Below are 15,069 nucleotides of genomic sequence, written 5' to 3'. Positions count from 1 at the left end.
CGCTCTGTCGTGAGGCTCGATCCACTGCTCTATGCCCACCCGCTGACCGGCGCAGTGATGCCCGTCACGACCGACCTTCTGTCAGAGACCTACCTCGCTCCAATTGCCGATGCCTGGGATATCGGAGGGGCACTTGCAGACCCCTCGGCACCCTGGGCCGAAAGCCTGCAAGTTGCACCCACAGAGACGCAAGACGCGGTCGAACGGGCCCTGCGCGGGGTGATGCAAGCAACACCCGGCCTTGATCCGGCGGAATTGAAGCCGGATCGCCTGCCCCTGTCGCGGGCAAAACGGCACCTGGAAGCCCTGCGCAACATCTGGGCTGCGACAGGCACCTTGCCCGAGGATCTGGCCGTTATCCGTCATGTGCTGTCGTGCGACGCTGAGCAGGCCGTGGCCCCTCTGCCTGTTCTCGACCTTGGCGACGATCCATTTTCGACCCCAGCCGAGGCCGCTTTGGCCGCGCAGCTTTGCCGCCACCACGGATCAGCGCCGTCCGCCCGGCTTGAGGCCTGGCGCGCCAGTCAGCCGCAAGGGGCAGCGGCGGGCGCCTTTTCCCATGTGCAGCGCAATCTCTTGGGAGGTGCACCGACCGTGGCAAGGGATGCGACGCTCGGTTTCTTCGCTTTGCGCGACAGCCTGGCTGAAGCGCAATTCGCGGCTGCCCTGTCCCGTCGGATGCTTGAGGATGGCAGCGCTGCTCAGCCCTCTGACATTGCCCTTCTGGTTCCTGAAACGCCGACACGCCTTGCGCATCTGGCCGAAGCGTTTGCGGATCAGGGTGTGCCCCTGTCCGGCCTGACTGAAGGGGCTGGCCTTCGTGATCTGGCGGGCGAAGTCGCGACATTGGCGCTGCGATGCTTGCGCCCGCCTGCGCCTGCAATGGCGCTGGCCAGTCTTGCTGTCCTGCCCCTGATGCCGTGGCCCGCAGCCACTGGGGCTGCCCTGGCGCGCGATCTGATGCGTGGGAACTACAAGCCAAAGGCGGCGGACCTGTTGCCGGACAAGGCTGCTACGCTTTGGGAGGCCTTGCGGACCGGCGCGACCACGGGTGCGCAACTGGCCTTCAAGCTGGGCCTGCTGGCCGAAAGCCTGACCGCCCCGCCCGGACTGGAACCAGCCCGCAGCGCCGCGCAGGGCCTTTTGCGCCGCTTGCAAGCGGCGGTGGGCGATGGCGCGCCCGACTGGCAGGCGCTGTCCCGGCTGGCAACATTTTCCACCGCGTCAGCCCCACCCAGCATGCGCCTTCTCGACGGCGTAAGCCTCCTGTCCGCGTCGGACCTGCCATGGCGCGGGGCGCGGCATCTGATCGTGACCGGCTTTGCCGCAGGGGCCTATCCATCGGGCGTTCCCACGTCGCCGTTCTTTCTGGACAGCGAAGTTGCCCTGATCCGCGACACCCATGGCCTTCACCTGCCCAGCCGAGAGGCGGCCCTGCGCCGTGGCCTTGCCCTGTTCGCACGGCAAATCGGGGCGGCCTCGGACAGCGCCACCATCCTTTGCCCGCAGCGCGACGGCATGGGCCGCCCGCTAACCCCTCCGATGACGCTGTCGCTGATCGCCCGCCTTCTGGAAGGGGGCGAGAAAGGGTTGGTGCAGGACCTGACCGCGCTGCCCCCGGTCAGTTGGCCAACGGCCCACCGCAGCGTTCCGCCCCTGCCCGCTCCTGCCGCGCCCCTGCCCGAGGGTGGCATGGTCCACCTTGGCCGCCGCGACCTCCTTCGCTTGCATGAGGACGAAGCGGGCCGTGCCAAGCCCCAATCCCCCTCACGGCTGGAATCGCTGCTAGTCAGCCCGCTTGCTTGGTTCCTGGGCGAAACCGACGCAACCGACATCCCTTGGGCGCCCGAAAAGCTTGACATCTTGCTGGCGGGCACCCTGGCGCATCACGTGCTGGAACACGTCTTTGCGCCAGACGCGGCCTTGCCCGATCCGGCCGACCTGCCCGGACTGACCGAAACGCATCTGGCCCAAGGCATCACCCGCCATGCGCCCTTTCTGGCCGCTGCCGAATGGCAGTTGGAGCGCGAAACCCTGCGACGCGAGGCATTGCGCGCCACACAGGTCTGGCATCGCATCCTAGGCGAAACCGGGGCGCGCATCCTAAAGAACGAGTTCCGGCTGGAAGGCAACGCCCACGGCATCGACATCCGCGGCCGTGCCGATTGCATCCTGCTACTGGGCGACGGGCGGCTGGTAATCGTCGACCACAAGAAAAGCGGATCGACCCGGCGACGCATGCGCATGCGTGCAGGCTGGGACCTGCAGATCGGCCTCTACCGCGCGATTCTGGCCCGCCCGATCAGGGCCGAGGGCGACGGGCTGGACCTTGTCGCCGAGCAGAGCCCAGCGATCGCCTATCACCTTCTGAACGACGGGACCGTGCTGGCCAGCGGCCTTGATCCCGCCCCGGGCGGGCGGGTGGAAGGTGTGGAGGGCGACATCTCGGCCAAGGCCGTGGCGCTGTTGCAGACCCGGCTGGCCGAGGTTGGGGGCGGATCAATCCGCCTCAACGGCACCGAGGATGAAGCGGCCTTCGGCAAGACAGCCGCCCTGACCGCCTATGCGCTAGATGAGAGCCCCCTTCTGCGCCGCTTCATGGTCGAGGGGTTGTCGATCGACCTGCAGCCCAACGAGGAGGAGGAGGCGCCATGACTCTGACCATCGTCCCGGCAGGCGCGGGCGCGGGCAAGACCTACCGCATCCAGACCCAGTTGACCGCATGGGTCAAGGACAAGGTCGTGCGCCCCGACCGCATACTTGCCGTCACGTTCACCGAGGCCGCCGCCGCCGAACTGTCGGGCCGCATAAGGCAAAGCCTGCTGGCCGCCGGGATGGTCGAGGACGCGATGGCGGTGGAGCGGGCCTATGTCTCGACCATCCACAGCCTTGGCCTGCGGCTGATGACGGAACACGCCCTTGCCTCCGGTGCCACCCCGCAGCCCCGCCTGCTGCACGAGGCAGAGCAGGACCTGCTGATCCGCCAGGAACTGGCACGCTGCCCGATCCTTGAGGGTATTGCCGCCGATCCCGACCGCTTCGGCCATGCCGCAACCTTTGCCACCAGTGCCGAAGACGGGCTGAGGCGCCGCGTGTTGGACATGATCGCGCTTCTGCGCGGTCTGGGCGAGGTCGGTCTGTCCGATCGTCTGGCACCCGAAGCCTGTGATCGCATCCGCACGCTCTGGGGGCCGGTTGTCGCCGATCCCGCGCCCATTCGCGACTGCCTGACGCAGGCTGTCACGGCCCTGCTGAACGCCTATCCGGGCGGTGCCTTGGCTCCCGGGCAGAACGCAACGGCAGAAAAGGAGTTCCGCCGCGATCTGGCCCGCCTCCGCGCGGCGCTGGAACCGGGGCGGCTGGACCGGGACTGGAAGCTGTGGAACGACCTGCGCGGCCTGCGGCAGACCAAGCGCGGCGCCCCCACACCACCCGGCTATGACGCGCTGGCTGATCAGGTGATGCAGGCGGCGGCGGGCGTGGTCAGCCATCCCGGCCCCCTTGCCGACGCCTGCACCAACCTGACCGCGCTGGTCACCGGCGCGCAGGCGATCATGGCGGGCTACGCGGCACGCAAGCGCGATCTGGGCGTGATCGACTATGCCGACATGATCTCGGGCTGCGAGGCCCTGCTGCGAGAACACCCCGAGGTGCTCGCCTCGGTGCTGGGAGAGATCGATTGCGTCATCATCGACGAATTCCAGGACACCAACCCGGTGCAATTCGCGCTTTTGTGGCAACTGGCGGCAGGGGCGCCGCGCTGCCTGCTGGTGGGCGATGCCAAACAGTCGATCATGGGGTTTCAGGGGGCGGACCCTCGCCTGTCGCAGGCGCTGGCCGAGGCCAACCCCGGCGCGGTCGATCCCCTGCGGCAGAACTGGCGCAGCGATCCGCGCCTGATGGAAGCGATCAACGCCATCGGGGCGGGTCTGTTCGGTGCGGGCTATACGCCGCTTGCCCCCACGCGGGTTGAGACCGGCCAGCCGGTGCTGGAGGTGATCGCGCTGTCAGCCTCTCGCGGCACGCGCAAGCCGCCGAAACTGCCCGATCACACCGCCGCAAGGATCGCCGCGATGCTACAGGCGGGCGAACAGGTCACGGATCGTGCAACCGGCGCTTTGCGCCCGGTCCGGCCCGGCGACATCGCCGTCCTGTGCCAGCGCCACGCCGAGGCCGCTCGCTATGCCGAGGCGCTGCGCCGCCTGGGCCTGCCGGTGCGGATCAGCGCGTCAGGCTGGCATGATGCGCAGGCCGTGCTGGTCGCACGCCATGCCATGGCGCTGGCCGCCGACCCGCAGGATGTGCACGCCGCCCTTGTGGTCCTGACGCTTGGCCCCGCCGCGCTTCCCCTTGATGAAGCCTTGCGCCTGCTGGCGGATGGCGCCCTGGCCGACCATGCAGCATTGCACGGCATCCTTGCTCTTGCCGCCGCAGCGCCCGGCTGGACGGTGACCGACCTGTGCCTGAAGGTGACCGCCGATCTGCGCCCTTGGGCCGAGGCCTTGCCCGATGCCGCGCAGGCGCTCGCCGATCTGACCCGGCTTGAAGCCTTGGCCGAGGAATTCGACACCTCTGACCCCGGCATGATGGCCGCCGCCGGGTTTCACGGACGGGGGGCGCGAGTGTTCCTGGGCTGGCTGGCCAGCCGGTTGGAAGAACGCGATTTCGACCGTCACCCCGACCCCGGCGGGGGCGCCGCTCCGGGGATCGAGATTGTCACCTGGCACGCCGCCAAGGGCCGGGAGTGGCCCGTGGTCGTGGTCTGCGAGCTTGACGGCCAAGTCGGCGAACGGGAAAACACCACCCGCGCCCTCTTTACCGATTTCTCGGACCTGTCGCGCGTGCTGGACACGGCCCGGCTGATCCACACCCCGCGTCTTTTCACCCCCGAACAGCGCGAAGTCTTCCTGGCCGACCGCCAGCCCGCCGCCGAAGCCGAGGCGCGCAACCTGATCTATGTGGCCCTGACGCGCGCGCGTGACCGGCTTGTGATCGAATGGCCAGCGAAGGCGCTGGACAAGGAGGCAAACTGCCTGACCTTGCTGGCGCAGGCGGGGGTCAGCCTCGGGGCGGGCCTGCTTGTCGGCGGACAGGAGTTCCCGGCGCGCATCTGGCGCGATCCTGCTGGCGAAGGGGTGGAGCAGGTCCCTGCGGCGGATCAACCGCTGCTCCGGTTCGGTGCGCCTTCGCCAACGCCCGTCAAGGCCCGCACAACGCCCTGGCGCAGGCGGCCTTCCAGCCTGACCGAAGGCCCCGCTTTGCCTGCGCCGCCGCAGGTAATCCCCCTTGGCCCAGCCCATGGCGCTGGCCGCGCGCAAACGGCAACCGAACGTGGCACGGCCTGGCACCGGGCCTTTCGTGTGCTGGCCAGTCGCCCCGACCGGGCCGACAGACTACCTGCCGCCACTGGTCTTGATGCGGCAACGCTCGCCGCGATCTCCGGACAGGTTGCGGCGCTGAAGGAATGGCTCGCCCGCGAAGGTTATCCCGACCTGCACCTTGAAGTGCCGATCCACGTCACCCATCCCGATGGCTCGGAAACCTTGGGTATCCTGGACGCGGTGGCGATGGGGCCGGGCAGGATGCTGGTCATCGACCACAAGACCGGGCCCGCCCCCGACCCGATGGCGCGCTTTGCCTCCTACTGGCCGCAGCTTGCCGCCTATGCCGATGCCCTTCGTTTGACCTTTCCCGCCCATCACCTGCGCGGCGTCGCGATCCACTGGATGAACGAGGGCACCCTCAGCTTCTTGCCCCTTGAGCCGGAGGTCGTGGCCTGATGTCCGCCCTGGCCTGGATTGACTTCGACCAGACCGACCGCGACCGCGCGCGCCGGATCATGGACCTGTTCGGGGTTGAGGACTCCCGCGATGAACTGGGCCTCGGCTCGATCCGCGATGCCCTGTCGGACTTGATGTTCCCGGGCACCAGCACGATCCAGACGCGGCTGCGCTACATGGTCTTCGTGCCCTGGCTTTACCGGATGGCCGCCCGGTCTGGCGGGCGGGCGGATCAGGCGCGGCAACTGGAACTCCAACTTATCACGGCCCTCTTGCGTGGCGGCGAGACCGAGAACGTCATCGGCAGCGAGGCGCGCGACAGCCTGAAGCGGCTGCCAAGCGATGTCTACTGGGCCGGTCTTCTGGCGCTGGGCATCCGCACCCATCCCGGCAGCCGGGCCGAGATGCTGGCCGCGGGCGACGCCCCTGGCCTCTGGTCCCCCGGGCTGCCCGTTGCGCCGGATGACCTGCTGGACAAGGCAACCTTCCGCCTGACAGCCGAGGAAGGCAGCTTCCTGCGCGACCGTCTTGCCGTTTCCGCCCGCGACAGCCTGTTCAACGAACTGGCGCAGGCGGGTGACCGGGCGGGGTCGGGGGCGATCTGGCTGCACCCGATGCGCGCCACTTGGAGCGCGCGCAACATCGCCATCGTCGATCAGGCCGAACGCTTTGCCCGAGTGATGAACGGGGCGGCATTGCTTTACAACCTGATGCTGGCCGAACGGGCCGCTGCCATGCAGGGGGCCGAGACAGGCCGCTGGCACGATCTCGCCGCCGAGTACCGCGCGCGCCTGGGCACTTGGCAGGCCGAGGCCCCCGCCAGCCTTGCCACGGGCTGGAGCCTTGCGGGGCTCTGGTCGCTGACCTCGCAGACCATTCACAGGGTGGCCCCCCAGACCATGGCCTTCGTGACCGACTGGTCGGCCCTGGTTCAGCGCGGCCAGCCTCTGGCCGATGACGCAGCCGCCCGCGCCCTGATCCTGCGGCGGGAAACCCGGCTGAAGGGGCCCAAGGCGCGGCTGACCAATGACGCAGCATTGGCGCGTTGGGGCGGTGCCTCGGGCGCGGCGGTGCTGGCCTATCGCTGGCCGGTGGTGCAGCGCCATCTGCGGGACCTTGCCGATGCCGTCTGACAGCCCGTTCGACCCCGAAAACCGTGCGCTTTACGGCGAAATCCTGCGCGCTCCGCCGGGATACGAGGTCGATATGGCGCTGGCCACGACCTATTCGCTGGATTTCGAAACGGCGCTGGTGATCCCCGCGACGATGGCCTTTCAGGCCGCCGAAAGCCGGGCGCAGGTGCTGGACACGCCACTGGCGCTTCTGGACGGGCTGGAGCGGCTGGCCGAGCGCGTGGCGATCTTCTGCGAGGCCGGGCGCATCGCGGCGGAGCCCCGCGCCGCCAACCGCCTGACCGCACTTCTGGAAGACACGGTGACCGAGGTCCTCGCCCCACAAGGAGGCGCGTTTCACCCCAAGATCTGGGTGCTGCGTTTTGTGCCCCTGACTGGCACGGGGCCGGTCCGGCTCCGCCTTGCCATCCTGTCGCGCAACCTGACGACCGATCGCAGCTGGGACCTGTCGCTGTCGCTTGACGGCGAAGTGACCGACAGCGTGCAACCCGACAATGCCCCGATTTCCGCTCTCCTCCGCGCCCTGCCCGGCCTTGCGCGGGGACGCCCGACACCAGCCCGCAACCGCAAGATCGCCGAGGCGCTGGCCCGAGACGTTGATCGCACGGTCTGGACCCTGCCCGAAGGCGCTCGACGCTTGCGCTTTGCGGTCAATGGGTTAGGGCAGCCCACTTTCCGGCCCAAGGTCGGCAGAGCCATGGGTATCATCTCGCCCTTCTTGTCGCCCGAAGCATTGGTCCAGTTGACCAAGGACCTTGACCCCGCCGAATGCTGGCTCCTGAGCCGGGCCGAGGAACTGGCGCAGATGCCGCATGACGTGCTGGCCCGCTTCGGGCAGGTGATGGTTCTGGACGACCTGGCCGAAACCGAAGATGGCGAGGAGGCCGAGGCGGCGTCCGCGGCCCTGGGCCTTCATGCCAAGGTCTTTGTGACCGAACGTTACCCAAGGCCTGAATCGACCACGGATCTGACCGTCGGATCGGGCAACGCTACAGCAGCGGCGCTGCTGAACGGCAGCAACGTCGAGGTCTTTGCCACCCTGTCCGGTCCCTCGCGCCGGATGGGCTGGGTTGCCGATCACATCGCAAAAGAACGGCTGGGCCGGTTTCTGCGGCCCTGGCAGGCCCCAACAACGGCCCCCGCCCCTGATCCCGCCCTAGCGGCCGAAGCGCGCCTTGATGCGTTGCGCAAGGCACTGGCGGCGGCTGACCTGACCTTGCGCTGTACTCTGGCCGAAGACGGGCGGATCGGCCTGACCCTGACCGCGCGCGGCAGCCTAGCCCTCCCCGACACTCTGCGGGCAGAGCTTTGGCCACTGACCCTTGGCCCGAACCACGCCCTGACGCTGACAGCGGCGCTCGGCCGCACTGGCCTGCATCTCGGCGAGTTCGCCCTGGCCGATGTGACGCGCTGGCTGGGGCTTCGCCTCACCGATCTGGAAACCGGGGCCGAGCTGGTCTTCACCCTGGGCACCACGCTCAAGGACCTGCCCGAGGCGCGCACCGCCGAAATCCTGCGCAGCATCATCGAGAACCGCGAGGCCTTCCTGCGCTATATCCGCCTGCTTCTGGGCGATCCGCAGACGGCGGGCCAGATCATCCTGCAAGGCGGCAAGGGCGGTTTCCTGGGCTTTGCTGGCTTTGCCGACGATGCCCCGATCCTTGAGGACATGGTGCGTTCGCTCTCAGGCGACGGCCGCCGCCTGCGCGATATCGAACGGCTGATGTCGCGGCTGGGCGATGCCAAGGGCGCGGATGGGCAACCGGTCATCCCGCCGCGCTTCGCCGCCCTTTGGGAGGTGTTCCGCAACGTCTTGCCAAAGGAGGCGCGCCGTGGCTGAAAACCGCTTTGACCCCGGCGCCGCCCTGGCACCGCTGAAAGCCTTCCAAAGGGCCACGGTGGATCACGTCTGCCGCCGCCTGCTGACCGATCCCGACGCTACACGCCAGTTCCTGGTGGCGGACGAGGTGGGGCTGGGCAAGACGATGGTCGCGCGCGGCGTGATCGCCCGCACGATTGAGGCGCTTTGGGACAAGGTCCCGCGCATCGACATCATCTATGTCTGCTCGAACGGCGCCATCGCCGCACAGAACCTCGCCCGGCTGAACGTGATGGAGCGCGAGGCGCAGGTGCTGCCGACACGGCTGACCCTCCTGCCTTTGGTGCTGGGCGGAGAAAACAGTCTGCGCCACAACCGGGTGAACTTCATCAGCCTGACACCCGGCACGACCTTTGACCTGAAATCCTCGGGCGGCTGGGCGCGGGAGCGTGCCTTGATCCTGAGGCTTCTGGAAGGGCAACTCGCCCACCCAAAGGGCGCGATCCGACTGTTTCAGGGTTGGTCGGGCGAGCCGGGCTGGGAGCGAGAGCGCGCGCGGGTTGCGACCGAAACCGTTGATCCAGAAATCGCAGCCCGGTTCCAGATGGCCGTGGCCAACAGCGCCGGTCTGACCGCGCGGATCGACGACCTGTGCGCCGAGGTCGCCCAGCATCGCAACGTAGAGGGCGACCTGCGCCAGGCCTGCACCGCCCTGATCGGCGAACTGCGTGGGATGCTGGCCCAAGCCTCAGTCCAGTCACTGGAACCTGACCTGATCATCCTTGATGAATTCCAGCGCTTTCACGACCTCCTGCATGGCGACGATGAGGCTGCCGATCTGGCACGGCAGCTGTTCAACCATGTCGACAGCGCAGGCAATTCGGCCAAGACGTTGCTCCTGTCCGCCACGCCTTACCGGATGCTGACACTGGCAGGCGATGCGCCCGAGGAGGGCGATCATCACCGCGATTTCCTCGACGTGCTGGAATTCCTGTTCGGAGCCGAGGATGGCAAACGCCGCCGCGACGAGATCGCGCTGGAGATGCGCCGTTTTCGTCAGGCGATGCAGGCCCTGCCCGCAGGGTTCGAGAACGCCCGAACGCTGCGCGAGGGGATCGAAGGCCAGTTGCGCCGTGTCATCGCCCGCACCGAACGCGTGGCCGAGACTGCGGGTCGCGACGCCATGATCCGCGAACTCCGCCATGAACTTGTCGTGACCCCGGCCGACCTGATCGAGGCGCGCGCCATAGCGGCCGTGGCGGCCGCCGCCGGGGCACCGGGAACCGTGGACTACTGGAAATCCTCGCCCTGGCTTCTGAACCTGATGCGCGGCTACAAACTGGCCGACCTACTGAAAGAGCAAGCGAAGTCTCCCTCGCCCGCCCTTCGCGCCGCCATGAAAGCAGCGATCCTTTTGCAGATCGATCCGCAAGCGGTCGAAAGCTATGCGCCCCTTGCCCCCGCCAATGGCCGAATGCGCAAACTGGCCGATCTCGCCTTCGCGAATGACATGGCGCGCCGCCTGTGGATCGCGCCTTCCTTGCCCTACTTCGGCACCAGCCAACCTGTCAGCAAGATGCTGATCTTCTCGGAATGGACGATGGTTCCCGACGCGATTGCCGGGTTCCTGTCCTATGAGGCAGAGCGGCAGATGGGCATGGGCAAGGGTCACACCTACACCGACCCGCCAACCACCCGCCCCCTGCAGTTCCGCCGCGCCCAAGGCCGTCTCGCAGGCCTGCGCGCGCTGCAGCTCGTCATCCCCTCACCCCGTCTTGCGGCCCTGGCCGATCCGCTGGCCCTGATGCGAGTGGAGGGGCCCTTTTCCGATCTCGACGCGCTGCGTCAAGCGGTTCGCGCGCGCTTGCAGCCTTTGGCGCAAGACCTGGCGGAACAGAGCGCCGAAGCAGGGGATGGCGGCTGGGATTGGAGCAGCCCCACCGCCCTTGATGTCGTGAACCCTGACTTTGCCGCATGGCTTGCAGGCTCTGGCCCGCGCGGAGAGGGGGACGAGGAAGCCTGGCCCGATCATCTGGCCGAACTGCTGCAAGTCGCACGGCAGCCGATCGGGCAGAAAGACGTCGACCAGATCCTCAACCATCTGGTGGATGTCGCGCTGGGCAGCCCGGCCACCTGCGCCTTGCGCGCCCTGTCCCGTATCGCACCCACGCTGCCCCTGAACGATCCCGCGCTGCTGACGGCGGCAACCAAGGTTGGCATGGCCTTCCGGACCCTGTTCAACCAGCCCGAAACCCAGGCTCTGCTGCGCGCCGAAGGGGATGTCTACTGGCGGGCAGTCCTGCGTCATGCGGCCGAACACGACCTGCAATCGGTTCTCGACGAATATGCCCATGTCTTATTGGAAGCCGAGGGCCAAGTCGGTCATCCGCCGGTCAAAGCCATAGGGGTCATCGCCGAACGGATGGCCGAGGCTCTGTCCTTGCGACCGGCCCAGATCGAACTGAACCACTACGCGCTCCAGCGTGGCCGTATCGTCCAGACCCACCCGATCACCCTGCGCGGTCGCTTCGCCATGCGCTTGGCCCAGAAGGGTGAAGACGAGACCGGCGTGAACCGGACCGGTCTCGTCCGAACGGCTTTCAACTCTCCCTTCAAGCCCTTCGTGTTGGCTTCGACATCGGTCGGGCAGGAAGGACTGGATTTTCATCACTACTGCCACCGGATCGTCCACTGGAACCTCCCCGGCAACCCGGTCGACATGGAGCAACGCGAAGGCCGGGTCCATCGCTACAAGAACCACGCTGTCCGACTTAATCTGGTAGCAGGACATTCCGTGGCGGTGCTGGGCGGGCAGAACACTGATCCTTGGGCCGATATGTTCAGCGCTGCGCATGGAAACGCTGGGCGCACTGGCGATCTTGAGCCTTTCTGGGTGCTCGACGGCCCTACCAAGGTCGAACGCCATATCCTGTCGCTCCCCTTCAGCCGTGAAGAGACGCGGCTTTCCTGGCTGAACCGATCCGTGGCGCTGTATCGGCTGGCATTCGGTCAACCGCGGCAGGACGATCTACTTGCCTTGCTGGATCAGGTGCGGGACGAGATTGCACCGGAGGCGCTCGCTCAACTGCAGATCAACCTTCGTCCCGAGTGAACGCGTTCTGCTGCGGTTTTCGCGCGTTTCTGATCCTGCGTGGCTACTATCCCACTGATCTTGCACGTGGAATCCGTCCGTTTGTTGACCTATTGTTGACCCGCGCGGCAGAACGCAAAAAGCCCCGCTGGTTGGCGGGGCGCATGTCGTTGATGTTGTTATAAGATTTTGGTTGCGGGGGCAGGATTTGAACCTGCGGCCTTCAGGTTATGAGCCTGACGAGCTACCGGGCTGCTCCACCCCGCGCCAATTCCCTTCCGGGCTAGATATGGAAGGGTTGTATTTGTATCGTTTTGAGAGAGCTGTCTCTGATTAGGTTTGGCGGTGACCTACTCTCCCACGTCTTAAGACGCAGTACCATTGGCGTGTTGGCCCTTAACGGCCGAGTTCGGGATGGGATCGGGTGTTTAGCCAGCGCTATGACCACCAAACCGAAGCAGAGACATGGCCCGTTTGGGCCGAACATCAGTGTTGTTCCATGATCTTTTGATATTCCAGACATGTTGCCATGCTTTTACTGGATCAAATCAAGCCAATCGAGCAATTAGTACCAGTCAGCTGAATGCATTGCTGCACTTACACCTCTGGCCTATCGACGTGGTGGTCTTCCACGGCTCTCAAGGGAGACCTTGTTTTGAAGGGGGCTTCACGCTTAGATGCCTTCAGCGTTTATCCTGTCCGAACATAGCTACCCAGCACTACCGTTGGCACGATAACTGGTCCACCAGTGGTTCGTTCACCCCGGTCCTCTCGTACTAGGGGCAACTCTTCTCAAGTCTCCTACACCCACGGCAGATAGGGACCGAACTGTCTCACGACGTTCTAAACCCAGCTCACGTACCTCTTTAAATGGCGAACAGCCATACCCTTGGGACCTGCTCCAGCCCCAGGATGAGATGAGCCGACATCGAGGTGCCAAACGATGCCGTCGATATGGACTCTTGGGCATCATCAGCCTGTTATCCCCAGAGTACCTTTTATCCGTTGAGCGATGGCCCTCCCACTTGGGACCACCGGATCACTATGGCCGACTTTCGTCTCTGCTCGTCTTGTCAGACTTGCAGTCAGGCTGGCTTCTGCCATTGCACTCAACGAGCGATTTCCGACCGCTCTGAGCCAACCTTCGCGCGCCTCCGTTACGATTTGGGAGGCGACCGCCCCAGTCAAACTCCCCACCATGCAGGGTCCCGGACCCGGATAACGGGCCGCGGTTAGACAACAAGAAGGCGAAGGGTGGTATCTCAAGGGAGGCTCCACCACGACCGGAGTCGCGGCTTCAAAGCCTACCACCTATCCTGCGCATCACATTCCTGTTGCCAGTGCAAAGCTAGAGTAAAGGTTCATGGGGTCTTTCCGTCTAACCGCGGGTAGTGTGCATCTTGACACACAGTTCAATTTCGCTGAGTCCACGTTAGAGACAGCGGGGAGATCGTTACGCCATTCGTGCAGGTCGGAACTTACCCGACAAGGAATTTCGCTACCTTAGGACCGTTATAGTTACGGCCGCCGTTTACTGGGGCTTCAATTCAGAGCTTGCACCCCTCCTTTTAACCTTCCAGCACCGGGCAGGCGTCAGACTGTATACGTCGCCTTACGGCTTCGCACAGCCCTGTGTTTTAAGTAAACAGTCGCCACCCCCTAGTTTGTGCCCCCCACACACAGTTGCCTGCATATGGGGCTCCCTTCTCGCGAACTTACGGGAGCATTTTGCCGAGTTCCTTTAACGTGGTTCTCTCAAGCGCCTTGGTATACTCTACCAGTCCACCTGTGTCGGTTTAGGGTACGGTCTGATGGAGGGCTATTTCCAGGGACATCGCAGCAGCCCGGTCAATCCGATAAGACCGAACTACAGTAAACATCCGTCACATCCTCCTGGCCCAGGAATATTAACCTGGTTCCCATCGACTACGCCTTTCGGCCTCGCCTTAGGGGCCGGCTTACCCTGCTCAGATTAGCTTTAAGCAGGAACCCTTGGACTTTCGGCGAGAGGGTCTCTCACCCTCTTTGTCGCTACTCATGTCAACATTCTCGCTTCTGATCTCTCCACCGGATGCCTTACAGCCCGGCTTCACAGAAAGCTCCTTGCCTCCAAGGATCCGCAAGCGGATCGAAAGAGGCAGTGAGCTATATCACAGAACGCTCCGCTACCACGCACATCGCTGTGCATCCTGAGCTTCGGCTCGTAGTTTGAGCCCCGTTACATCTTCGCCGCAGGACAGCTTATCTAGACCAGTGAGCTGTTACGCTATCTTTAAAGGATGGCTGCTTCTAAGCCAACCTCCTGGTTGTTTTGGCCGTCCCACATGCTTTCCCACTTAACTACGAATTAGGGGCCTTAGCTGCAGGTCAGGGTTGTTTCCCTCTTCACGACGGACGTTAGCACCCGCCGTGTGTCTCCCGGATAGTACTCATCGGTATTCGGAGTTTACTTAGGCTCAGTAAGTCTGTGGGACCCCATCACCCATGTAGTGCTCTACCCCCGATGGTATTCGTCCGAGGCGCTACCTAAATAGCTTTCGCGGAGAACCAGCTATCTCCAGATTTGATTGGCCTTTCACCCCTAGCCACACCTCATCCAGACCCTTTTCAACGGGTGTTGGTTCGGACCTCCAGTAAGTGTTACCTTACCTTCATCCTGGACATGGCTAGATCATCTGGTTTCGGGTCTGATCCAACGAACTCATGCGCCCTTTTAAGACTCGCTTTCGCTGCGCCTACACCTATCGGCTTAAGCTCGCTCGTTAGACCAAGTCGTTGACCCATTATACAAAAGGTACGCCGTCAGAGCTCAAGGCTCCTCCGACTGCTTGTAGGCGTTCGGTTTCAGGTACTGTTTCACTCCCCTCGTCGGGGTGCTTTTCACCTTTCCCTCACGGTACTGGTTCGCTATCGGTCAGCAAGGAGTACTTAGCCTTCGGGGGTGGTCCCCCGATCTTCAGACAGGATTTCACGTGTCCCGCCCTACTTAATATGTCCCGTGGAGCTTCCTATACGGGGCTGTCACCCGCTATGGCCTGCCTTTCCAGACAGTTCTAGTCACTCTTCCAGGCTCGGCTGGTCCGCGTTCGCTCGCCACTACTAGCGGAGTCTCTATTGATTTCCTTTCCTCCGGGTACTTAGATGTTTCAGTTCCCCGGGTTCGCTTCAAAACCCCTATGTATTCAGGATTAAGATACCTGTCTCAGCCCATTATTGATACCCGAAGGTAACAATAACGAACTGTCA

Annotated in this window: 5 protein-coding genes, 1 tRNA gene and 2 rRNA genes (1 of these 8 running past the window's edge); 5 read left to right on the top strand and 3 right to left on the bottom strand. The window is 64.7% G+C overall.

Annotated features, from left to right (window positions below; genetic code table 11):
* The first annotated feature begins 9 nt into the window (after positions 1 to 9).
* From ACSBLW_RS00055 to ACSBLW_RS00035, 5 genes are read left to right on the top strand one after another with little or no spacing between them, the layout of a single operon-like run.
* Complete coding sequence (locus ACSBLW_RS00055) at positions 10 to 2,655, top strand: PD-(D/E)XK nuclease family protein (RefSeq protein WP_435258218.1); 2,646 nt, start codon at positions 10 to 12, stop codon at positions 2,653 to 2,655.
* Positions 2,652 to 5,780, top strand: a complete 3,129-nt coding sequence (locus tag ACSBLW_RS00050; protein ID WP_435258217.1) for a UvrD-helicase domain-containing protein — start codon at positions 2,652 to 2,654, stop codon at positions 5,778 to 5,780. Before ACSBLW_RS00055 ends, ACSBLW_RS00050 begins: the two co-directional genes overlap by 4 nt.
* Complete coding sequence (locus ACSBLW_RS00045; RefSeq protein WP_435258216.1) at positions 5,780 to 6,913, top strand: DUF6361 family protein; 1,134 nt, start codon at positions 5,780 to 5,782, stop codon at positions 6,911 to 6,913. The genes ACSBLW_RS00050 and ACSBLW_RS00045 overlap by 1 nt, the downstream gene beginning before the upstream one ends.
* The gene (locus tag ACSBLW_RS00040) at positions 6,903 to 8,753 is read left to right on the top strand and encodes a phospholipase D family protein (RefSeq protein WP_435258215.1); all 1,851 of its coding nucleotides are present in this window, start codon (positions 6,903 to 6,905) and stop codon (positions 8,751 to 8,753) included. The genes ACSBLW_RS00045 and ACSBLW_RS00040 overlap by 11 nt, the downstream gene beginning before the upstream one ends.
* Complete coding sequence (locus tag ACSBLW_RS00035; protein ID WP_435258214.1) at positions 8,746 to 11,844, top strand: helicase-related protein; 3,099 nt, start codon at positions 8,746 to 8,748, stop codon at positions 11,842 to 11,844. Before ACSBLW_RS00040 ends, ACSBLW_RS00035 begins: the two co-directional genes overlap by 8 nt.
* A 169-nt stretch (positions 11,845 to 12,013) precedes the next feature.
* Here the strand turns inward: ACSBLW_RS00035 and ACSBLW_RS00030 are convergent.
* The 3 genes from ACSBLW_RS00030 to ACSBLW_RS00020 form a co-directional block, all read right to left on the bottom strand.
* Positions 12,014 to 12,090, bottom strand: a tRNA-Met gene (locus tag ACSBLW_RS00030).
* 70 nt (positions 12,091 to 12,160) lie between these two features.
* A 5S ribosomal RNA gene (gene rrf / locus ACSBLW_RS00025) occupies positions 12,161 to 12,275 on the bottom strand.
* 92 nt (positions 12,276 to 12,367) lie between these two features.
* Positions 12,368 to 15,069 (bottom strand): 23S ribosomal RNA (locus tag ACSBLW_RS00020); it runs 133 nt beyond the window's last position.

This window comes from Thioclava sp. FR2, assembly GCF_051200875.1.
In the GTDB taxonomy this organism is placed as follows: Bacteria; Pseudomonadota; Alphaproteobacteria; order Rhodobacterales; family Rhodobacteraceae; genus Pseudotabrizicola.
Note: the sequence above shows the minus strand (reverse complement) of the source record. Positions and strands in the feature narration are given on the sequence as shown.

Bases quoted from the DNA above. Each gene is read 5' to 3' on its own strand.
- ACSBLW_RS00050 (WP_435258217.1), top strand. From the start codon at position 2,652: ATGACTCTGACCATCGTCCCGGCAGGCGCGGGCGCGGGCAAGACCTAC.
- ACSBLW_RS00045 (WP_435258216.1), top strand. From the start codon at position 5,780: ATGTCCGCCCTGGCCTGGATTGACTTCGACCAGACCGACCGCGACCGC.
- ACSBLW_RS00040 (WP_435258215.1), top strand. From the start codon at position 6,903: ATGCCGTCTGACAGCCCGTTCGACCCCGAAAACCGTGCGCTTTACGGC.